The 22,904-nt window shown below is 39.9% G+C and carries 15 protein-coding genes; all 15 read left to right on the forward strand.

What is annotated here, in order from left to right:
* Positions 1-20: 20 nt before the first annotated feature.
* From ABS768_RS07410 to ABS768_RS07480, 15 genes are read left to right on the forward strand one after another with little or no spacing between them, the layout of a single operon-like run.
* Complete coding sequence (locus ABS768_RS07410; RefSeq protein ID WP_408074331.1) at positions 21-1,955, forward strand: phage tail sheath C-terminal domain-containing protein; 1,935 nt, start codon at positions 21-23, stop codon at positions 1,953-1,955.
* Between the two features lie 35 nt (positions 1,956-1,990).
* Positions 1,991-2,431, forward strand: a complete 441-nt coding sequence (locus ABS768_RS07415; RefSeq protein WP_408074332.1) for a phage tail protein — start codon at positions 1,991-1,993, stop codon at positions 2,429-2,431.
* Between the two features lie 6 nt (positions 2,432-2,437).
* A complete protein-coding gene (locus tag ABS768_RS07420; protein ID WP_408074333.1) occupies positions 2,438-2,893 on the forward strand; it encodes a phage tail protein in 456 nt (151 codons plus the stop codon).
* An 18-nt stretch (positions 2,894-2,911) separates the two neighbouring features.
* Positions 2,912-3,088: a DUF5908 family protein gene (locus ABS768_RS07425; RefSeq protein ID WP_408074334.1), complete on the forward strand. Its 177-nt coding sequence runs from the start codon at positions 2,912-2,914 to the stop codon at positions 3,086-3,088.
* Entirely contained in the window at positions 3,085-3,858 is a 774-nt protein-coding gene (locus ABS768_RS07430; RefSeq protein WP_408074335.1) for a CIS tube protein, read from the forward strand. The genes ABS768_RS07425 and ABS768_RS07430 overlap by 4 nt, the downstream gene beginning before the upstream one ends.
* A gap of 6 nt (positions 3,859-3,864) precedes the next feature.
* Entirely contained in the window at positions 3,865-5,550 is a 1,686-nt protein-coding gene (locus ABS768_RS07435) for a phage baseplate assembly protein V (RefSeq protein WP_408074336.1), read from the forward strand.
* Positions 5,551-5,552: 2 nt separating this feature from the next.
* The gene (locus tag ABS768_RS07440; protein WP_408074337.1) at positions 5,553-5,843 is read left to right on the forward strand and encodes a PAAR domain-containing protein; all 291 of its coding nucleotides are present in this window, start codon (positions 5,553-5,555) and stop codon (positions 5,841-5,843) included.
* Between the two features lie 14 nt (positions 5,844-5,857).
* On the forward strand, positions 5,858-6,271 hold the full coding sequence (locus ABS768_RS07445) for a GPW/gp25 family protein (protein WP_408074338.1): 414 nt from the start codon (positions 5,858-5,860) through the stop codon (positions 6,269-6,271).
* Between the two features lie 7 nt (positions 6,272-6,278).
* On the forward strand, positions 6,279-9,386 hold the full coding sequence (locus tag ABS768_RS07450; RefSeq protein ID WP_408074339.1) for a baseplate J/gp47 family protein: 3,108 nt from the start codon (positions 6,279-6,281) through the stop codon (positions 9,384-9,386).
* A gap of 6 nt (positions 9,387-9,392) precedes the next feature.
* Positions 9,393-12,413 (forward strand): hypothetical protein, encoded by a 3,021-nt coding sequence (locus ABS768_RS07455; RefSeq protein ID WP_408074340.1) that lies wholly within the window; start codon positions 9,393-9,395, stop codon positions 12,411-12,413.
* Positions 12,414-12,422: 9 nt separating this feature from the next.
* On the forward strand, positions 12,423-15,410 hold the full coding sequence (locus tag ABS768_RS07460) for a hypothetical protein (protein ID WP_408074341.1): 2,988 nt from the start codon (positions 12,423-12,425) through the stop codon (positions 15,408-15,410).
* A 24-nt stretch (positions 15,411-15,434) separates the two neighbouring features.
* A complete protein-coding gene (locus ABS768_RS07465; RefSeq protein WP_408074342.1) occupies positions 15,435-16,031 on the forward strand; it encodes a hypothetical protein in 597 nt (198 codons plus the stop codon).
* Entirely contained in the window at positions 16,031-17,491 is a 1,461-nt protein-coding gene (locus tag ABS768_RS07470; RefSeq protein ID WP_408074343.1) for a contractile injection system tape measure protein, read from the forward strand. The genes ABS768_RS07465 and ABS768_RS07470 overlap by 1 nt, the downstream gene beginning before the upstream one ends.
* Before the next feature lie 11 nt (positions 17,492-17,502).
* Positions 17,503-18,669, forward strand: a complete 1,167-nt coding sequence (locus ABS768_RS07475) for an eCIS core domain-containing protein (RefSeq protein ID WP_408074344.1) — start codon at positions 17,503-17,505, stop codon at positions 18,667-18,669.
* 12 nt (positions 18,670-18,681) lie between these two features.
* On the forward strand, positions 18,682-22,899 hold the full coding sequence (locus ABS768_RS07480; protein ID WP_408074345.1) for an eCIS core domain-containing protein: 4,218 nt from the start codon (positions 18,682-18,684) through the stop codon (positions 22,897-22,899).
* The last annotated feature ends 5 nt before the right edge of the window (positions 22,900-22,904 follow it).

The raw sequence follows: 22,904 nt of genomic DNA on the forward strand, positions 1-22,904 counted from the left end.
AGAACTAAACCGAAAAAGTTATGAATATAAGTTCTATTAAAACACCGGGGGTATACATCAATGAGATTGATGCCTTCCCTCCTTCAGTTGCTCAGGTAGCAACCGCAGTACCTGCTTTTGTAGGGTATACAGCAAAAGGGCCTACTGTGCCTACCAGAATAACTTCTTTCATGGAGTTTGAAGAGCTTTTTGGCGGCGCACCACAACCTGCTTCAGTAGCAGTGGAGTTAGATGCAAACCTAATGCCTACAAACAATACCACCGTAACCGAAAGTAAGTACAAACTGTACAATTCGCTTAGGCTGTTTTACAGTAATGGTGGCGGTGTATGTTATATTGTCTCTATAGGCAGTTATAGTGATAACATAACAAGCGAAACGACATTTACCGACGGACTTAACCTCCTTAAAAAATTTGACGAGCCAACACTATTACTTTTTCCCGATGCCATTAACCTAACGGCACAAAAACTGGGACTTGTACAGCAACAGGCGCTAATGCAATGTGCCGAACTGATGGACAGATTTACTATAATGGACGTGAAACAGGACACCGGATTAGTTGCTGACAGTGCTGAGTTTAGGGACAGGGTTGGCAGCCAAAATCTTAAATACGGATCTGCTTACTATCCATACCTTAAAAGTTCGTTCCCTTACAGTTTCAGGTTTAAGGATATCAACGGAACAGGAACCGGTAAGGTAAACTTTAAAGGTATATATTCATCAAACACATCACTTAAGGACTCGATTGAAGAGTTTGAAAAGAAAAATGCTGATTACGATACCCTAAATACGGTATGGAATCCTTCGCCTGCTCCTTCAGATGCCTCAAACCCTAAAAAGCTACACCAAATTCCTATTGATACCCACAACAAGCTTAAAACAGCTGTAGACAAAATGTGGAATATGCTTAAGGTATTGGGCAAACCCGGGGATCTTACAAGCACTGCAGCACAAAGCTTTACGTCTGACCTTATTACCAATTTCCTAAAGAAATATGCTCAGGAACTGGTAGACTTCAAGTTTGCTTATGAGGTACTGAAACAATCAGACGGTACGAGCGATGTTGATGATCTTTCTGCATTAGATAACGACACTAACTTTAAAGGTGCCTGGGGTAATATATCAACTTATACAGAATCTGTAGGCAACCCTTACACAGGTGTTATAAAAATGGCTGTAGCTACCCCTACACCACATGATGAGCCCGATTTTGAAAAAATTCAGTTGGTTGTACAAAAACTGCACGCAGCTATAATGAATGCAATGGACAACGCCGTTAAAAGTCTTAATGACTACATACTTTTTGAAGAAAATAACCTTATCTCACAAATTCCTATTTATCCTTCTATTGTAGAAAAACTGTCTCAGTCCATGAATACGGTTCCGCCATCAGGGGCAGTAGCGGGAATATATGCCATTACCGATGCCACACGTGGTGTTTGGAAATCTCCGGCAAACGTGAGCATTAATGGTATAGTAGGTCTTACAGACGATGTTAACGATGCCGAACAGCAGGATATGAACATACATGAAACCGGAAAATCAATAAACGCCATAAGGAAGTTTACAGGAAAAGGATTCCTGGTTTGGGGTGGCAGGACATTAGCCGGAAACAGTAACGACTGGAGGTATGTAAATGTTAGAAGGCTGGCAAATATGATTGAAGAATCAGTTAAAAAGGCATGTATGCAATATGTTTTTGAGCCAAATGTAGCGCAAACATGGGTTAGCGTTAAGGGTATGATAGACAATTATCTCACCACTCTTTGGAATGACGGTGCTTTGGCAGGAAGCAAAGCAGAATATGCCTTTTTTGTTCATGTAGGCCTTAACGAAACAATGTCGGCTCAGGATGTGCTTGAAGGCAGGATGGTCGTTAAAATAGGCTATGCACCTTCTAGGCCTGCCGAATTTATCATACTTGAGTTCAAGCAAATGCAGCAACGATCTTAACCTTAATTATTAGATAACCTTAAAATTATAACAAGATGCCAAATATAGATTTTCCGCTACCTAAGTTTCACTTCAGCGTACAATGGGGTGGCAGCAAAATAGCCTTTACGGAAGTATCGGGCTTAAATAAAGAGATGGATGTTATTGAACATCGTGTAGGTTCCAGCCCCGAGTTTTTCAAAAAGAAAATGCCCGGGCTTCAAAAACTAAGCAATATCACCTTAAAACGCGGAGTGTTTTTAGGGGACAATGAGTTTTACGAATGGTACAATACCGTGGCACAAAACACGGTAGAAAAACGTACTATAATCATATCCCTATTGGACGAGAACCACGAACCTAAAGTAGTATGGACCGTAAAAGACTGCTTTATAGTGTCGCTTAAATGCACCGATTTAAAATCAGACGCTAACGAGGCAGCTATAGATACTGTAGAACTAGCCAACCATGGCATTACTGTAGAATCTAAATCATAAAGAACTATGCCGGGCAGCGATCCTATAACAGGCTTTCATTTTTCAGTCGTTTTTGAACTGGTTCCCCAGTTTTCCATTGACACCAAGTTTCAAAGTGTCTCGGGACTAAAAGTTACCATGGAAACCGAACCCTATACCGAAGGCGGACAGAATAAGTTTAAACACAACCTGCCGCTTCGCTCAGGGTATCAGGACCTGGTACTTAAAAGGGGACTGACTAACGACTTGTCCGGATTGTCATTATGGTGCAATCAGGCAATGGACGATTTCATTTTCTATCCGGCAAACCTTATTGTCTCTTTACTTAACGAAAAGGGTAACCCTGTAAAGGTTTGGTATGTTGCAAAGGCTATCCCTTTAAGCTACGAGTTTAGTGACTTTAATGCCGAAGAAAGCAAAATAGTGATTGAAACCATTACCCTTAAGTATAACTTTTTCAAAGAGATTCCCATTCCCTTTTAATTATTAAAATCTTTAACCATGGCAATAGAAATCAAAGAATTAAGAATAAAAGTAACTGTGGCCGAAAATCAGCGGGAAAGTTATACTGCAGCACCAGAATCTGATAATGTTGTACGAAAGGAAATGATATCGGAAATAGTGAAGGAATGTACCCGAAGTGTACTTGAAATAATGAAAGAAAGGGCTGAACGATGATAACCGGAATTTTAGGAAGCATAGACAAAATGCGTATTGAGGTATTCCCTACCAAGGAGTATACCGAACCGCCACGCAAAACCATATTTGTACAGCTAAACCCAGAGAAGTATAGCATGAGGCACAATGTGGTGTTTTGTGACGGACAGGCAATGGGAACTACCGGCAGCGACCTTAGATTTAACCGAATTGAAGGCGAAGAGGTAAGTTTTGAGTTCCTGTTTGACAGTACCGGTATTATCCCCCCGGGGAAAATAAAGGACGGGAACGGTCAGGGATCTGACTTACTGGATGCACTTGGCGATGTTGCCGATGCTTTAAAACCAGCCATAGTAAATCCCTTTGGCGAAGTACAAACCGTAGAGAAAGAGGTGGAAGCGTTTAAGGACCTGCTAATGGGCTTTGATGGCGAAACCCACCAAACTTCTTACCTAAAGCTTTTATGGGGCGGTTACAGCCTTACCTGCAGGTTAAAGAGTATGAATATTGATTATGTTCTTTTCAGGAAAGACGGCAGGCCCATAAGGGCAAAGGTAAACTGCACCTTTAAGGGCACTGTAGACTACAAAGTTATGGTAGCCCGCGAACAACGTAGTTCACCCGATCTTACCCACGAAAGGACAGTGAAAATGAATGATAAGCTTCCTCTTTTGGCCGAAGACATTTACAGGAACAATACGTTTTACATAGATGTAGCCAAAAACAATAAACTGTTAAGTTTCAGAAACATCAGCCTTGGTCAGAAAATAAAATTCCCACCTGTAAAATAACCCACTATGCCTGATTTACAGCCATATTACCCTTCTTCAGACACCTTGCTCAACCTTGAGTTCCTTATTAACGGAGTAAACACGGGGCTGGATGTCCTGCTAAAGGAAGCAACCATACAGTTTGAGCTTAATAGAATTCCGTTGGCTAAGTTCACTTTTGTAGATGCGGCTAACCATGTGGAGGAAGAAGAGGAATTGCCTATCAATTCGCTTACGCGAAATGCAGGTGATCCTCCTATAGCAATAGAGGTAAAAGTAAATTTTGAAGGCACTAGTGAAACTATTTTTAAGGGGATTATAAAATCACTGGACAAACGCATTGAAGGCGACCAAATAACAGCTAAAGTGGAATGTAAGGATATTGCACTTCAATTAACACAATCGTCTTCGGAAGAAGAAAACAACAACCAGACTTTTGGCGATAAACTAACGCTCTTTACCAGAGATCTGACAGTTAGTGATAATCTTACCAATCAGCCCTGGAGTGAGGAACAGATAACACACAATACCTCAACCACACCTTGGGATTACCTTATAGGTTTCCTGGATTCCATAGGGATGATGGTCGCATTACGCAATACCGAATTTACCGGAATTGACATACTGGATACCAACCACGAGCCCTCCTACAAGGCAGAGAACGGCATTAATGTTTTTACATTTAACGGTCGTATTGACCCTGAAAGGAGAAGATCGTCGGTTACCATAGAGCGCTGGGATATAGAAAGCCAGTCGGTGAGTCGTGTGTCAAGTGAGCAGAATGCCGATGATAATCCGCATACGGTAAGGGTTAGTCAAACCTCATTACAGGAGTCAACATTGGAAAAAATTGCCAATGCTACGTTGGAGAGAAGTAATATTGCCGCTATTCAGGGCAGGGTAACCACCTTTGGTAATCTAAGTGCCAAACTGGGCGATTACATTACCTTCAATAAGGTAAATAACGACATAGATGATATACCATTGCTTATTTCACAGGAAGTACACTCTTTTGAAAACGGCTGTTGGAAAACAGAATATACTTTCGGACTGGAAAACGAACGTTCCTTTACCGAAAGTACTTCACCGGGAGTTAACAACACCCAGGCCCAGATTGGGCAGTCCAATACCCTAAACGGATTACAGATTGGGGTAGTCACACAAATAGAGGAAGACCCAAACAATCAGTTCAGGATTAAGGTACGCATCCCTATCCTGTCGGAAAACGGAGAAGGCATCTGGGCAAGGCTCGCAACCCTTAATGCATCAAACGAAACGGGTAGCTTTTTTATCCCCGATGTGGATGACGAAGTTGTTGTAGGATGCATAGGCAATAATCCCGATACCCCTGTAGTACTGGGTTGCCTGTATAGCAGCAATAAACCAACGCCCTTCCCTATTGATGCCAATAATTACAAAAAGGGATTTGTAACCAAAGAAGGTACCCGCATAGTAATAGACGGGGAAACCAAAAGTATTGAAATAAGCACTAATGACGGAAACAAGGTTCTTATAAGCGACGATCAAAAAGGGATTACCCTTGAAGATGCCAACAGTAACAAAGTAATACTTAACGATCAGGGAATTACTATTGAAAGCTGTAAGGACCTGAATATAAAAGCAAACGGAAACATTAAGGTAGAAGGCATACAAACCGGCATTGAAGCAAGTAGCCAACTTGAACTAAAGGGTTCAATCATCAATCTAAACTAATTATGGGAGCAGCAGCCAGAACAACAGATATGCATACCTGCCCAATGTCAGACGGGCCTAAACCTCATGTAGGCGGTCCTATACTGCCGGGAGGTAACACAACTGTACTTGTAGGCGGCATGCCTGCTGCCGTGGTGGGCGACAACTGTGTATGTGCCGGAGCGCCCGATGCCCTTACAACGGGTTCTTCAAGTGTTTTTATTGCCGGTAAACCTGCTGTGAGAATGGGAGACCCTACAGCTCATGGCGGTACGGTAACCGTAGGCTGCCCTACTGTAATGATAGGCGGATAAAAAACCAAACAATCATGAAAAAGGATTCTTTTTTAGGGACAGGATGGGGCTTCCCTCCTACCTTCAATAAACATAAAGCAACGGTAGAAACGGTAAGTGACGAACAGGACATTTACCAAAGCCTGCAAATACTGCTTACCACCCAGTTAAAGGAAAGGGTTATGCGATCGGATTACGGATGCGACCTTTCGGCTATGCTCTACGAAAACATAACGGTAACCCTGCTTACCAAAATAAAGGGGATTATTGAAAATGCCATAGTGCTGTATGAACCCCGAATTGAACTTCTTGATACCGACTTTAAAACCGAAGGAAACAATAATGGTGTGGTATACATTGAGATTACCTATCGCATAAGGGCTACAAACTCCAGAAAGAACTATGTATTCCCTTATTATCTGGAAGAAGGAACTTTTGTAAAACAATAACAACAAAATGGGAAACTGTAGCTCCATATTATCAATACACAGCGGAATGGGAACCACTCAGTCTAACAGGGTAAATCCCGCGTTAGACCCCGCTTACTTCCGTTTGGATGAAAGGAACGAACAGGACTTTATCCTTTTTGTTCAGAAGCTTTCGCAGTATGTAACGTTTTACAACGAGTTTAATATTCCAGAAGGTACATGGGCCGAGTTTTTCGGCAGGGAATCTACTTCCATACTTATACTGATTGCCAACTGGAATATAGAGTTGCTGCAAAACTCTTTTGAAAACAAGAAGAATGAAATACTTATTAATACCGATAATGCTTCACAAAAGGCAATATTACTGGAGTATTTCACACAAATAGAAACTCAGTTTAATGAACTTAAGGAAAAGACAGCATTACTGGATGACAAGATCCTTGAAAAGGAAGCCCTGATTTCCTCTACCTATACAATTACCGAAAGATTTATCTATATAATCAGTATGGTAAACACTTCGTCTGATATAGCCTCACTATTAAAAAACTATGTATTCAATAAAACTATACAACAGCTTTTCGGGTTATTACTGTCCTGGAAAAACTTTACCCAAAAAGCAGTAGACAATCAGTTAAGTAATTACCCTGACCACTCTCCGCATTATACTTTGTTCCTGTCTTTTGTAAAACTGCTACAGGTAGCAAAAGATAAGTTTAATGAGTTTACCAAAAAACACCTTGACTTTTACTATAAAAGCGTACTGAAGGTTGAAAACCAAAAGGCTAAACCGGATTATGTACACTTGGTAGTACAATCTCATAATACCAAACCGTTCCTTATACCTAAGGGGACTGTTTTCCCGGCGGGGAAAAATGGCATTGGTCAGAAAAAGTATTATACCGCCACTCAGGATCAAACCGTAAATGGTATAAAACTCAGTTCTTTTTTAAGCAAATATTACAGTAACAACAGGTTTTATAAAACCAATCTTACTGATTTTAATGCTACAGGAAAAGGATTTGACGCCTTTACCACAAATGCTGAAGAAACGAGGGAAGGAATTTTGATTGCGAGTCCGTTATTATTTCTTCAAAGCGGTGAGCGTTTCATCTATATTACGCTCAATAATAAGCAATACAATGCTACCGACTTAGATTTTTATATCACAGGTGAAAAAGAACTTATAGAACTGACCGTAAAAGAGAATGAAAAAGTAAACAGTGCCGACGCTGTAGAAGCTATTAAACTAAGTATTCCTGCTAACGAAAAGGCAATTATACCTTATGATGCCAAACTGCATAAGGATTTAGAGGTAAACACTTCTTTCCCTGTATTAAAAATAGTACCTAAAAGTACAGAGGTCATAAGCAATGTAAGCCATATAGATATTACAATAAGGGTAGCCGGTTTCAAATCGTTTAAAATTGAATCGGACTTTGGTACAATTGATCCCGAAAAATCCTTTTATCCGTTTGGAGAAATTCCTAAAAGCGGTAATAGCTTTTACATAAGTTCTAACGAGCTGTTTATGAAAAAGAATGCCGAAGCCATATTTGGGTCTTTCTATTTCAACTGGAGCTTTTATAGCAGAGTTATTACTTACCAGTTGCAGAACGGTTCATGGATAAAGTTTTCCAACAACTACAATGCAATCAAAAACAACTATCCGTTAACAGATTACCGGTTTAATGAAATAGCGAGTAGTGATATAAAATCTAACGGTAAGTTTAAAATCCAGTTTAATGATAGCAACTATGCTAATGAAAAATATATGGAAGCTTATATTGATGCCACTAAAAATGACGGCACACTTCCCTATAAACCACAATACAACGACTTTGGTTTTTGGTATAATGTAAGCGAATCCATAAATCTTAGTACCAGAACAAACGAAGCAAACCCGATAGAGATCTTTAAATCAACTCCGTTTGGGTATGAAAAGTTCAGTAAGGGACTTTTTAAATTCTCTACTGCCAGTGATCAGGAAGGGTTTGTGTACCTGGGGTTTGAAAATACCTCTTATGAAGACGGACTAAACTTCCTTATACAATTGGAGGAAGGTACGGCTAATCCAAAGCTGGAACCTGCAAAAATAACCTGGTCCTACCTTAGCAACAACCAATGGCAGGATGTAGAACCTCAAAATATAGGTGACGAAACCCTTTCCCTTACCCAATCGGGACTTGTAAATATTACTATTCCAAGCTATAACAGTGACAATACACTATTGTCGGCTAAATTGTTTTGGTTGCGTATATCGGTTTCAAATATACAGGCAGTTTGCCGCATTTTAGGCATCCATGTACAGGCACTAAAAGCAGTCATAACCGATTATGAAAATACAGGCGCCGAATTTTTGGAACAAACTCCTAAAGGAACCATCAGTAAAACTTATACTGCCATTAATCAGGTTAAGAAAATAATACAGCCATACCCCTCTTTTGATGGCAGAAAAGCCGAAGCAGACGAATCCCTTTACACAAGGATAAGTGAAAGGCTAAGACATAAAAACAGGGCTATAACCGTATGGGATTATGAGCACATAGTATTACAGGAATTCCCTGAAGTATACAGGGTAAAAACACTAAACCATTACAGGTATGATACCCAAATATCTAATGTAGCTGCCGGTTATACTACAGTAATACCTGTGGCAAAATCACAAAATACCGAAAACATAAGCTGGAAACCACTGCTTAGCCTCAATAAAATGCTTTTAATAAAAGAGCATTTAAGTAAAAAAGCATCGCCACATGCCCGTATTAACGTTAAGGCTCCAAAAGCAGAAATGATTAAGGTTGAGTTTAATGTTAAGTTTTGGGAAGTACCCGGTATGGACAGCAGGCTCTATATCAGCCAGCTAAAGGAAACCATAAACAGGTACCTGAGTCCGTGGGCTTATGATGATTCCGAACTGAACTTTGCCAATGAGATTGAGTTCTCATCCATTATTCAGCTGGTAGACAATCAGGAATTTGTAGACTACATAACTGATTTTAATATTACACAATACCTGCTGGATGAAAATAACCAGATAACAGGCTCCTATATCCAAAACCTAAACAAGATTACACCCCCAACCGATTTTACATTATTCATCCCTAATGAATCACACCTCATAGAGGAAATAAAATAAAAAGCCATGCTGCAGGACTATTACATAGAGAAAGACAGAAAACTGAACCCGTCACAGGATTTTCAGTTCCTGCTACAGGAAGGGTTAAGGCATATAGAAACGCTTGGTCATAAATTTTGGACCGACTATAATGTCCACGATCCCGGTATAACCATACTGGACGTGCTTTGCTATGCCATTACCGAACTGGGTTACAGGGCCGATTTTGATATAAAAGACCTGCTTACCAATAAAGACGGTGTTATACAAAATAATACGTTTTTCAAAGCATCGGATATTTTTACCAATGCTCCCCTAACCCAAATTGATTACAGAAAGCTGATAATAGATATAGAAGGCATTGCCAATGCCTGGGTTATTGCTACACAAAAAGCAACCGATGAATGCGGGTACAGGCTGCCTAATGATACCGAGGCCAAGCTGTATATCAATAAAAGGGAAGATAAACTAAGTCTTAAAAATACTGACAATAAAAACAATACAATCCCCGAACTGAAACTAAGAGGACTTAATAAGGTTCGTATTGAACTGGAAGATGACCCGGTTTTAGGCGACCTTAACAGCCTTATACTGGAACATGCTTTTTGGAGTGAAGACCACTGGGTGAAACTTAAAATCGTTCCGCAGTTTACTAACTGGAATCATCCTAATACGGCACTATTTAAAAAAATGGATAAGCCGTCTAAAATTACTATAGATAGTATTAAAATAACAAATGGTATAGTGTATTTGGTAGTGAACAGGTACAGTAATCCTACCGATTCGCTTCATTTCAGGATTTTCCCGGACGATTCCCGTGAATTGGATATTGCCCTGAATTACTTTGGTAAAGAGAAAAATATATGCGAGATAATAGCTCTGCTGGCTTCCAAAAAGGAAAAGATTGAAACTGTTACCGCCAGTGTAGCAAACAGTCTGCAACAAAACAGGAACCTGTGTGAAGATTACCTGTGTGTTGAGGTTATCCAAAAAACAGATATTGGGATTTGTGCCGATATTGATATTGTACCGGGCAGCGATGCCATAGAGGTAATGAGCAAAATACAAATCGCCATTGATAATGTTATCAGTCCGAAAATAAACTTCTATACCCTGTCACAACTGGTAAACGAGGGATATCATTCAGAAGACATTTTCCTTGGGCCTAAACTTATTCACGGTTTTCTTAAAGATGAGGAGATTGAAAAAGCGACCCTTCCTGAAGAGATACATGCGTCAGACATTATCGCTGCCCTAATGGAAATTGACGGTGTCAAATCGATTAAAAACCTCATGATGACGGCCTACAATGCATTAGGAAAACCTATAACCGGATCCAGCAATCAAAAATGGGTATTGCCATTACCCGGAGATATAAAACCTGTATTTAATGCCTCAAAATCAAAGCTGTTACTGTTTCAGCAGGGCATACCATTCCTGCTTACCGAAACACAACAAATGCTTACTGAACAAAAGGTTATAATGTATAAATCGCAGTTTAGCCAGAGGAAACTGCAAAATATTAAAAACGATTTTGAGGCAGAAACAGGTAATTACTATCCGTTAAACGAGTATTACAGTATTCAAAATGACTTCCCTGCCAATTACGGGCTGGGTAAAAATCCTGTGTCGGACAAGGCATCCGAATTGCGTAAGGCTCAGGTAAAACAACTAAAGGCCTACCTGTATTTCTATGAGCAATTACTGGCCGATTTTTTCAGTCAGCTATACAATGCTAAAGATCTTTTTGATACTAACGGTGCTGCCAAAACCTACTTCCCTGCATTTCTCGATAAGAACGATGCCGAAGATGACGATTTCTATTCTAAGGAAGTATATGATACAGGTTTAGAATCTAAACTAATGAACGGACTTACTGCCGACGATGTATCACTATACGAAAGTGAAAGTCTGTATTATACAAGGAGGAATAAAGTGTTGGATCACCTTATAGCCCGTTTTGCCGAAAGTTTTAACGATTATGTGTTTATGATGTATCGTATGGCAAATGATACCCAAGGCATGGGCGGACTGGCTTTTGACTACGCCAACCTAATTACCGATAAGGAGAACTTTATAAATGCCTATCCTGAAATAAGCAGTAAAAGAGGACTTGGTATAGACTACCTTAATGCAAAAAGCAATACCATCCCTCCTCAACTGAATGATTTTTGGAATACCGAACATCGTGGCGGTTATGAAAAACGAGTTGCAGGGCTATTGGGTATAAATGAAATTGGGCTCCGTAATATCGTGACCGAAGATGCTCCGCAAACACAATGGACAGTTGAGACCGAAACAGAGGACTTTCTTTTTAAAATTGTCTCTCCGGCTACTAACCTACAGGAAAAATGGGACTGGTCACAACTACATTTCCTTGACCAAAACCTGTACAAAATAGACAGTTATGGCAGTAAGTTTATACTATACCTGGTAGATAACACTGCAAAAATAGCCCGACTGGACAAAAAGTTTGATACCGAACAGCAGGCCTACGATTACTTGGAAAGTATGATTGCCAAACTCAACATCTATTATGAAAACTTTTATTGTTTGGAACATATTTTACTAAGACCTTTTGACAATAAACTGTTTACTGATAATGATTTGCTTTCGGTTTGCCTTAACGACGACTGCAACGACCCTGCCAATAATGATCCTTATTCCTTTAAGGCTACCATAGTGCTGCCGGGTTACCTGTCACGCTTTAAAAACCTTGTTTTTAGGGAATATGCCGAGAAAGTGTTCAGGCAGGAAGCTCCTTCACATGTACTGCTTAAAATATGCTGGGTAGGCATAGAAGATATGCTACTGTTCCAGCAAAAATACAGGGAATGGCTTGATGCCTTCCGTAAATACCGACTCCTGTTTTGCAGTAACCTGCTAACAGATACAGAAACCAAGAAATACCAAAAAGTATTAAACCAACTCATTTTGGCCTTAAAAGAGCTTAATACCATTTATCCTGAAGGCAACCTTTACGATTGTGAGTTAAGCGAATCTAACAGGCCTATTACTCTGGGAAAAACATCATTAGGAACTTTATAATAAAACATCATGGAAGCTTATAATACAACTATTTATCCGGTTTTTGAAGCCGATCAGGTTTTAAGCCAAAAAGACCTCAACCTGCTGATGAGCCATCTTGAAGAGCAGGACCGCATAACCCGTAAAAACCTTATTGGGCTGGGTATAGTGTGTGGGCTTGAAATTTCTTCCCCCAGTGAAAATTCAGTGAAAATATCCTGCGGTACGGCAGTAACATCACTCGGATTTCAAATCAACTGGAAGGAAAATATATTTACATATTACCATGATTATGAAATCTCCGAACAGTTTTTAAAACCTGATTCCTTACAGGAATCCCATCTGGATAGTATCTTTAAATATGCTACACAGTATGAACCTGTTAAAAACTGTATGGAACTGGTAACATCGGCATCAGACGACAATACTAAAAAACCCCTTACAAAAGACTTTCTAAGTGATAAAATAGTTGTACTACTGCTCGAAGTTTCTCTGATAGACCAAAAGAATTGTGTAAATACCAATTGTGATGATAAGGGCAAACGCATGGAGTTTAACCTGCGTCCGCTTATATTTTCTATTGAGGGCCTTAACACCGATGTTTTCCATGAGCATACTGTTATGGCAAAAGCCCCTAAGCTTAACTTTCCGCGATATAATGTTGACCCATACATTAATATCATTACAGGAAATGATGTTTTAAAACAGTTTGATAAAGTATACAACGACAGTTTTATCATCTCGATTTCAGATGCTGTAAGTGTACTTTATAGTGATTTTAAAAATAACTACGGCAGCGATACTAATTTCCCTGTACTTCAAAACTGTAAAAACAAGATAAACGAGATTGTAAACAATTACAAAACAACCATAAACATACAGTACCTGTGGGACTGGATTTATGATATAACCGAAGCCTATAACGAAATCGCAGCCTTCAGGAAAATCAATCCGGCTATATGCTGCGTAAACGAAGAGCTGTTTCCTTTTCATGTTGCATTAGGCAACGGTACCGAAACCGGTATACAATACAGGACTCCCTTTATTGCAACACTAAACAAATCACAGGAAGAGCAATCCAAGTTAAAACAACTGGAACTGTTGTTTGACCGCCTTAACCATATTATCAACTCATTTAGCGTTCCTGCAAACGGAAAGATAAAAGTAACCCCATCGGTTTACGGGAAGGCAATGTTAAGCGAAAAGGCTATTCCGTATTATTACGGTAATATTCTTCAGCTTAATAAAAAATGGAATCCTGAGTTTACGGCAAATCAGGAAAACGATTCTATACTTTCCTACCATTCTGATATTGCCGGATACAGTAATATTAAAGCAGTAAAACAACCTTTGCTTTTTGATATAGAACCTTATAATTTCTTCAGGATTGAAGGGCATTTAGGCATGAATTACAAAAGTGTATTAAAAGACCTTACGCTTATTAAAAACAGTAACAGTCTGCCTTTTAAAATAACAGCTGTTAATGCTGTTGATTTTACAGATAAGGAAGTAGACATTATGAAGTTTGAAGGACGTTGGGATGATCTTGAAACCGATTACGACCTGGCTCGTAAAAGGCTTTATAACATAACCGAGTTTGTGTTTAACTGGATGAATACCCGCAGGAACAAACTAATTAGCGAGAACATCCTTTCTGGGCAAACCATAGATAACTTTAAGAATATATTACAGGAAATCAAAAACCTGCTAACAAACGATCTAAAAGAATTCCTGCCTAATTTCACCAGCTTCTACGAAATTTTCAAAGAGCTTAATAACGTATTCCTGCTACACAGGTGGTGTATACAGCTTAACAGGGAAACCCTTTCGGTACTGGCAGAGGATTTAATAGACAGGCTGGATGACATTAATGAACTGTTCCTGGAAGATCCTTTTGCGGTAATATATGAAGAAGCTTATGTAAGATGGCAAAATGTGTATAAAGATCTATTCTTTTCAACTTTCATAAAAAAACATTCAGGACTTGAACATAAGGCGGGGGTAACTAAAGGCGGTACGTTTATTTTGGTTTATGTAGACTCCTCCATCTTTAAGGCGGCTGCCCCTCCCCCTTCTTATGCTAACCTGCTGGCTTCGGTAAAGGCTTATAAACATAATATTCCAATAGCCGATGATGTTAAGGCAGAGCTTGAAAAAAGTATAAAATTCAAGGATTACAAATCGCAAATCAAAACAAAGCCTACTACAACAACTAATCCATGTAAGGACGAAACCGATAATATTAAGGCTAACCTTATGGAAATAGCCAAATATAAACTGGATGCTACTTACACTGCCGAAATGAGCGGGTTTATACTGGAAAATTTTAAAGACCTGTTACAATTTGCACCAACTGTTACCGGAGACAATCAAAACAACTCACTGGAGCAGCTTGTTATTGCCGATTTCTTCCTGCCATATACCTGCTGTAGTGAAGGCAATACTATAGAGATAAAACTGGAAACAGCAGCCCCTCCAAAAATCGAAATGGAAACACTGGAATACTGTAATAATGATATGGAAGGTGAGTATGAAGTATTTATTACAGGGAAGTCAGGAGGTAGTTTTTCAGGCACTGCAAAAGATGCCATTGTACAACACAGTGACAGGTATTTCTTTACACCGGGTCATAACAGTATACAAACTCCGCAAACTTATACACTTCAATATGAAGTGGGCGGAGAAGTAAGCAACACGCTTGAACTTACAATACAGAGTCCGCAGGAACTGGCGTGGAGCTTTAAACGTGACGCCAACAAGCCAAGTGTATTTATGTTTAAAAATACAAATGCCGATGATACCCACAGTTATGAGTTTGATTTTGGCGATGGCAGTGATACGGTAATTGCAGACAATGGCACAACTGACTACAACTTTGATTTCAGTAACAGTCAGGAATTTAACGTGACCATTACCCAATTGGGTGAAATATGCCGAAGCACACAAACTATTGTAGTAACAGCTGTTGGGGATTTTAATGCTAACGATTTCAACTCAAATGATTTTTATACTGATTAACAACAAGCAAAAAACGACATAATTATGGAAACTGAATTAAAAGAAATACTGGAATTAATAGCCGGGCTTAAGGACAACGGCAGCAATACTGCCGCACAGGTAAGAGAAGTACTTACTAAAATGACAAATTACAAAGCCGGTGGTACTAATGCTTTTGAAGTAGCTACAGAAAATGTAGTGACAAACGATATACAAAGTTATCACTACTCTTTTAAGGGGGGTGACAACCAATGCTGCAATGCATATTTAATGCTCAAAAACAATAGTGGTTCTGAAACAGCTGCTGGTGGTCGTTTCCAATTGGAAATCAGTGAGGAGCAATACAGCTTATTAAGGAGTTTTATGCCCGACTTGGATGAAGATAAAATAGCCCTTTTTTACAGTGTACCGCTATATGCAAACATAAACCAGAGTCCTTACAGGACAATTACATTATACATACAAAAAGAAGGACCATATTTCTTACTGGTTATACACACAAATCTTGCCCCCGGCGAAATGATAAGCACTTCAATAGCAGTAAGCTTTAAAAAATTCACTGTTGAAAATATAACAGGGATTAATAAAGATAAAGTGTACATAAAAGCTATGGATACCATTAAAACCCATCTTACCCGATAATGCATTTAATTAAACAAAATACTGTTGATGTTCAGTGTGCATCACGTTCGTTCAGTAACGTGGTGCATAACGAGCTTAGTGTGGTACTGGAAAGGCAGTTATACCCTAAACTGGCTGTACTTCTGGATAAATATGCCGTTAAAAATCACATTTGGAACATTGATTTACTGGAAATCAATATTCAGAACCTTTCCGAAAAAAACTGGAAAAACGAACTGGTGGAATATACCCTTTTCCAAATAGAGCAGTATTTAAAAGCCAATAAACCATTAATACACGAACAGGACAACAACAGTAACAGGTTTAATAATCTTTTATCAGACAGTCAACATGCCGAAATGCTATTATACCAATTCCTCAAAACAGGTATTCTACCCGAAAACGGCGTAGCTACCAACCCTGAAAAACTTATAAGGAAAGTAACGGTTAATGATAGTTTTGCCAAACAGCTCTTACAGTATTTTCAAAACGACCTTAATACCTTAATCCGCTGGATTTTTACCATGCCCGATGCCTTTAAGGAAAAAGTACTGACTACATCACTACTATCAGGGTATTATCCTGAAGCAATTGTAGATATAGTTACAGCTTACCCGGCAAACGCATTTACAGGAAAAAACAAAGCCTCTATACAGCAATGGATGCGTTTTTTACAATGGATTTATGTTTTGCAGCAACAATCGCTAAATAAAAAACAGTTCTACTTTGAAGAGTTAGTACAGGCATCAAAAATCCATTGGGATATTAGTTTTAATGAGATTAAAGAATTTCTTTCTCAAACCACTACTCTGTTAAAAGCAGAAAAAAAAGGTTGTCCTTCCCAGGCAAAAGCTTTTTTTAAAGGTCTTGAAAAAAAATTGTACAAAAGCCAGTCGGTTCCCTTATACAAAAACCAAACTGAGGCACAAGCAATAACCGATACTACTGAGAACCAATCCATGTTTACAGATGGTGGTATCAATTCTGTTTTCATAAAAAATGCCGGAGCTGTAATACTACACCCCTTCCTTATTTCCCTTTTTGAACAGCTTAATCTTTGCAACGATGGAAAATGGCTTAAAAAACAAGATCAGCACAAAGCTATATTGCTTATTCAATATCTGGTAACAGGAAAAGAACAGTTTTTTGAGAATGAAATCACACTTAATAAAATACTATGCGGACTTCCTGCAAACAGTACTGTAAACACTAAACTAAAGCTTACTAAAAAAGATAAAGATAAATGCCACAGCCTGCTGGAAGCGGTAATTGAATACTGGAAACCACTAAACGGATCATCTGTAGAGGCATTACAGCAAACCTTTTTACAACGTGACGGAAAAATAGACCTCAAAAACCCCGATATTGAGTTATGGGTTGAAGAGAAAGGATATGATATACTACTGGAAAAACTTCCGTGGGCTATTAATATGGTAAAAACCCCATTTATGGAAGACTTCCTTATTTGTAACTGGTATTAAAATGAGAGATTATGGAAATGATGTACCTGCAAAACCAAAAGAATGCTGTAACAACAAAACACAGTAGCTTTTTTAAACCTGCCATACAACGAAAACTCAGTATTGGCAGTACTAACGATGTATATGAAAAGGAAGCCGACAGTATGGCTGCAAAAGTAATGAGGCAAAAGGATACAGGACAAAACATTATGCAGTCGGGACAATCGGTACAAAAATGTGCCTGTGAAGAGGAAAAGCTACAGAAAAAATCATTAAACGAAACCATCGCACCTCTTGCTCAGCGACCCTCGGACGAAACCGGAGGCTCTGCCCCAAACCATATAGAATCGGGTGTAAATAGTTCTAAAGGTGGTGGCAGTGTTATGGATAACAGCACTCTCAACTTTATGGAATCGCGATTTGGCAACGATTTCTCAAATGTGCGTATACACACCGGGGCAAATGCCGTACAAATGAGCCGTGAACTCAATGCACAGGCATTTACCGTAGGTAACGATATTTACTTTAATGAAGGTAAATACAACCCCGCTAGTGATAACGGTAAACACCTCCTGGCTCATGAGCTTACCCATACCATACAGCAAGGCGGTATTAAACGTAAAATGATACAGAAATCCTGTCATGACGGTAATTGTGATACCTGTGGTGGCGGAATAAAAGAGCTTTGGGTTAGTGTATTTTTTAGGGTAAGAGCCACCAGGACAGCTATGGCAAACCTTAGGCAGAAAATTAACAGTGCTAAAGCATTACTTAAAAAATGTTGTATTAACCTCAAGTTTGATTTCAACTGGAACAGGGTAAGAGGAGCATCCTCAATGGATGCTTTTACTCCTGCAACTGCAACCGACAGATGGAGATATACTGCCGATGAAACAGCCTTAGGAACAGGCACTACCTTTTCGGGAGCACGTGGTATCCCAATGCTTATAGTGGACGATGTGCCTTTAAGTGGCGGTGGTGTGACTGTTAGCTCCACCTTTGACCTTAACTACACCGGCAGTGATTATTTTATAATTGCCCTAAACCAAACTAATAACACTACCAGTAGCATTGCACACGAACTCTCTCATATAATAGGACGAAATCATAACCAGGCAGGAAATACAAGTTTGGATGACGGCAACGGAAGAGCTGTGGGAGCTGCTTACTGTAACTCGCTTAGGGCTATATCATCATAACAGATTATAATAATGCATCAACAGCTTCAAAATAACGAACCAAAAGCCAAGGCAGCAAAATCTAATGCTCCGGTTTTTACACCTGTGGTACAGAAAAAGTTGACCGTAGGTGCAGAAAATGATGCTTTTGAAGCTGAAGCTGATACTATGGCCGACAGGGTGATGCAAATGCAGAACATCTCACTACATAGCTTTACCCCCACACCTCCGTCCATACAAAAAAAATGCACCAAATGTGAGGAAGAGGAAAACAAAATACGAAAAAAATCACTCTCTACAGCTTACACTTCCATACAACGCAAGTGTTCTAAATGTGAGGAGGAAGAACAAAAAATACAGAAAAAATCACTTTCAGAAACCATAACGCCATTTGTTCAACGCTCAGGTACAGGTGAAACTACATCTGTCGCTCCATCTCATGTAGAAAGTAATATCCTTTCTTCAAAAGGTACAGGAAGTCCTATGGATATAAGTACTAAAAGTTTTATGGAGAATAGATTTGAAGCTGATTTCTCGCAAGTACGTATCCATACAGGCAGCCAGGCTGTACAAATGAGCCGCGAACTCAACGCACAGGCATTTACCGTGGGCAACGATATTTATTTTAATGAGGGTAAATACAACCCCAATACCCACTCTGGGAAACACCTGCTGGCGCACGAACTTACCCATACTATACAGCAAGGTGGCAGTATTTCAAAAAAAGTACAAAAAAAACCTGCTACAATCCAGAGGAATTTACTTGACGACATAGGTAGTGGCATAAGCAGCGCCGCATCTACAGCATGGGATTATACCGGTGGCGCAGCGATACGTTTTGGCGGACAGGTTATAGAATGGGTGGAAGACCAGGCGGTAGATATTATTAATAGAATTGCCCCCGGGTTACTTCCCTTTTTAAGAGGTAACATTTGGGAAAACATCAGGGACATGATAGGCCGGGGTATTGATGCCCTTACCGGAGGTTTATTTACCCGACTTCAGGAAGAAGGGCTCGACGGGGTACTATCTTCCTTTATTGACGGAATTGTACTGAGCCTACAGGGACAGGTTGAAGAAGCCTGCCGTAGTTTTGCCATACTTGCCGATAAGATTTTTAACTTCCTGAAAAGCATTGGCGGGGCAGCATTAGCAAGGCTAAGAGCTGTGTTTAATAAAGTAAGTGGTTTCTTTAGTTCTTTATGGACAAATTACGGAAAGCCTGCCATAGATGCCATTAAGCACTATGCAAGAGTCGCTTGGGACTGGATTGTTGAAAAGGCCAAATGGGTATGGAATCTTATAAAACCAATTATAAACGGACTTAAAAAAGCTTGGGACTGGATAAAAAAACAATTTAATATTGCCTGGAGCAGTGCAACATCAGCCTGGGACTGGCTTGCAGAAAAAGCAACACAGGCATGGAACTGGATTAAAGAAGCTATTGAGCCCATAAAGACCCCGTTAATGATTATTGGGGGTATTATACTCATGCTCTCCCCTGTTGGTCCGTTTTTACTAATAGGTGCAGCAGCCTATGGTATATACAGGGCTGTGGTATGGATTAAGGAAAACTGGGATAACGAGGTTTTTGTAAAATTCAGGGAAACCATACGGGAAACTATTTTAAACCCTATACAAAGCGGACTTCAATTACTTAAAGGGTTAGTAAACCGGGCTGTACAATGGCTAAGCAGTCAGTTTGAACGACTACAGGCTGCCTTTGGTTCATTGGTTAGCGCCGTAGCAAGGTCAACCATATTCAGGGCATTACGTGCTGCGGTAGTAAGGGTAACATCTCTTATAAGACGCGTAGGTAACATGGTAGTTACAAAATGTAAGGAAATTGGAACTGCTATTGCAGGTGTGGTACAAAGTGTATGGCAGGTTATAAAACCTTATGCCATAATTGTAGCCAAACTAATATTCCTGGCACTAAACCCATGGTTATTACCTATAGTCATAGCTGCATGGTTTTGGAGACTGTTACCAGATTGCTTTAAACCTCCTATTATTAACTTTGTATTAAAGGTAATGATAGCTGTACTGGGAGCTATGCCAAACTTTGCCATGTTTGGCGATACATGGGTACAGGTAAAAACATCTATAATACAGTTTTTACAACAAACACTTGGAAAATCAGACGAGGAAAAAGTAACAGCAGCTAACAGGGTGGCAAAAATGGTATCAGAACTCGACCTGAGCCTTATTAGTAATCAGGTAGCTGCCGCAATGGGAGCACCTGCCGAATTTGAAGGGCAGATGGAGGAAGAACTGGTTGGTGCCAACCTTACCATACCATTACCTTTCGAAAAAACCGATTTTAGTGAACCATCATTAACGTCGCAATTACAGGCATCAGGCATACAGGATTTTGTAAGTGACGAAGATGCAGCATTATTTAGACAATCGGTTTATACGAATGAAGATATTGACGTTGACTCTGTAGGTCAGTTCACTCCTTCCGAACAGTTACAGGAAACAATAACAGACAGAACCGGTAACGATGGTACTATAAATCTTGGATTCTCTGAAGACCGTTCACGAACTGTTCACGGAATCCTATCGGAAATGGTTAACCCTGCTCCTGTTGGCGAGGGTACCGAAACAGACGGAACAGCAGAAACGGCTACAGAACCATTAAGCCATGAAGAGGAAACTGAGCTACGTTTACAGGAATTTATGGCACAGGGTGATGAAGAAATGGCTGCACAGGCCTGTACCCCTCCACAGAAGGAAGCCGGACAACAAGCTCCCGAAGGTGCACAATCATCGTTCCCTGAAGAGGCTAAATTCGGTCCGCTTACAAGAGGACAGCGTTTCCGCTACACCATGCATCAAATGAGTAATGGTTTAGGGCATTGGTGGCGTTGCAACCGCAACTGGCTTATTCCTACCATTATAGGCGCCATTATTGTACTTGTACTTGCCGAAGTATTAACCGGTGGAGCGGTTACCGCTGCTTTACCTGCCATTATGGGGGTATTAGGCCCTATAATGATTGGAGTAGCAGTAATAAGAGCCGGTGTTTATTTGGGTGAGTATGTTTATAAATCCATTAACGGAGATATACCCGGTGCCAGTAAATCGTTAGCAAGGGCATTTGCAGTAGCTGCTGTAGAAGCCATTTTTGCCCTGCTGGGAAGCTCTGCCTTTTGGAGAGGTATTGCAAAAGGAATGAAAGGTGCTGCAAAGGCTGTAGGCAGTGGAGCGAGGGCTTTAGGGAGAGGGTTAAGAACAGTAGGTCGCGGAACCGGAAGGATATTAAGTGCCACAGGGCGTGTTGGAGCAAGAGCCACAAGGACAATCATATCTGGAGGGCGTGCAGTATTAAGAACATCAAGAGCAGTTATACAACGAGGGAAACTTATTTTAAGAGGAATAACAGGGCGCATAGGTCAGGGAATTAGAAGTTTAGAAGATCTGTCTGAAAGGCTTTTTGCCCGATTAGGATTCAGGGGCTTCCGAATTACTTTCAGAAGAGGCTGGTTCAGAATTGAAGGATATATCAACCCATGGGTACTACTTGCAACCGGACAGGTACAGTGGGTGGATGATGAAGCACGTGTTGGTAGCCATATAGGTGATGCAATAGTAATAGGCCATAATAAAGCCCCTTCTGCCTTGGTAAGAGCACTTCAGGGTGATGCTCAGTTAGCAGCAAGAGTACACTCGTTAGCTTCCCTCCCGCATTTTGCCGGAGATACCCGCAGTATTATATTGGCATTAAGAACTTATGAAGGTTTTAACCCAGGTAGGTTACAATCGGTAATGCACGCTTTGGAAACATTAGGCAATACGCCTGGGGTAAAAACCCTTATAAGAAATTTGGCATCCAGAGGAAATAGTAGTGTAGGTTCAAGATTTATTTTATCATTCCTGGAAAGGAACCCGCGTTTACTTGCAAGTGTTAATGCATTTGAAGCAAGTGTCCTTGATGGATCAAGGTTTATTGATGTTGTTATAGACGGAGTACATTTTGAATTTAAAAACTGGCCTAGTATAGTTACTTCCAGCCTTGCTAGCCAGATAAAAATGGATTTACAGTTAGGTACTGATTTTAGGTGGATATTCAGTGAAAGAATATTAGGGGCTGCCATACATAACGGAGATGATTTAGGGGAGGCTATCGCAAAAATATTAAGGAATTCAGACGATGCCTTTTTTAAAGGGCCTGCAGGTGATGCCAGAATAGATTCTTTTGTAGATAAGGTATTTATATATGCCGAATCTACCGGACGAATTTTATAAATTAG

Source organism: Flavobacterium rhizophilum (assembly GCF_046000485.1).
Lineage (GTDB): Bacteria > Bacteroidota > Bacteroidia > Flavobacteriales > Flavobacteriaceae > Flavobacterium > Flavobacterium rhizophilum.

What these genes read in the sequence shown, in the direction of transcription:
- ABS768_RS07445 (WP_408074338.1), top strand. Translation starts at nt 5,858, where the DNA reads ATGAAAAAGGATTCTTTTTTAGGGACAGGATGGGGCTTCCCTCCTACC.
- ABS768_RS07415 (WP_408074332.1), top strand. Translation starts at nt 1,991, where the DNA reads ATGCCAAATATAGATTTTCCGCTACCTAAGTTTCACTTCAGCGTACAA.
- ABS768_RS07430 (WP_408074335.1), top strand. Translation starts at nt 3,085, where the DNA reads ATGATAACCGGAATTTTAGGAAGCATAGACAAAATGCGTATTGAGGTA.
- ABS768_RS07480 (WP_408074345.1), top strand. Translation starts at nt 18,682, where the DNA reads ATGCATCAACAGCTTCAAAATAACGAACCAAAAGCCAAGGCAGCAAAA.
- ABS768_RS07475 (WP_408074344.1), top strand. Translation starts at nt 17,503, where the DNA reads ATGGAAATGATGTACCTGCAAAACCAAAAGAATGCTGTAACAACAAAA.
- ABS768_RS07450 (WP_408074339.1), top strand. Translation starts at nt 6,279, where the DNA reads ATGGGAAACTGTAGCTCCATATTATCAATACACAGCGGAATGGGAACC.
- ABS768_RS07460 (WP_408074341.1), top strand. Translation starts at nt 12,423, where the DNA reads ATGGAAGCTTATAATACAACTATTTATCCGGTTTTTGAAGCCGATCAG.
- ABS768_RS07410 (WP_408074331.1), top strand. Translation starts at nt 21, where the DNA reads ATGAATATAAGTTCTATTAAAACACCGGGGGTATACATCAATGAGATT.
- ABS768_RS07425 (WP_408074334.1), top strand. Translation starts at nt 2,912, where the DNA reads ATGGCAATAGAAATCAAAGAATTAAGAATAAAAGTAACTGTGGCCGAA.
- ABS768_RS07420 (WP_408074333.1), top strand. Translation starts at nt 2,438, where the DNA reads ATGCCGGGCAGCGATCCTATAACAGGCTTTCATTTTTCAGTCGTTTTT.
- ABS768_RS07470 (WP_408074343.1), top strand. Translation starts at nt 16,031, where the DNA reads ATGCATTTAATTAAACAAAATACTGTTGATGTTCAGTGTGCATCACGT.
- ABS768_RS07440 (WP_408074337.1), top strand. Translation starts at nt 5,553, where the DNA reads ATGGGAGCAGCAGCCAGAACAACAGATATGCATACCTGCCCAATGTCA.
- ABS768_RS07435 (WP_408074336.1), top strand. Translation starts at nt 3,865, where the DNA reads ATGCCTGATTTACAGCCATATTACCCTTCTTCAGACACCTTGCTCAAC.
- ABS768_RS07455 (WP_408074340.1), top strand. Translation starts at nt 9,393, where the DNA reads ATGCTGCAGGACTATTACATAGAGAAAGACAGAAAACTGAACCCGTCA.
- ABS768_RS07465 (WP_408074342.1), top strand. Translation starts at nt 15,435, where the DNA reads ATGGAAACTGAATTAAAAGAAATACTGGAATTAATAGCCGGGCTTAAG.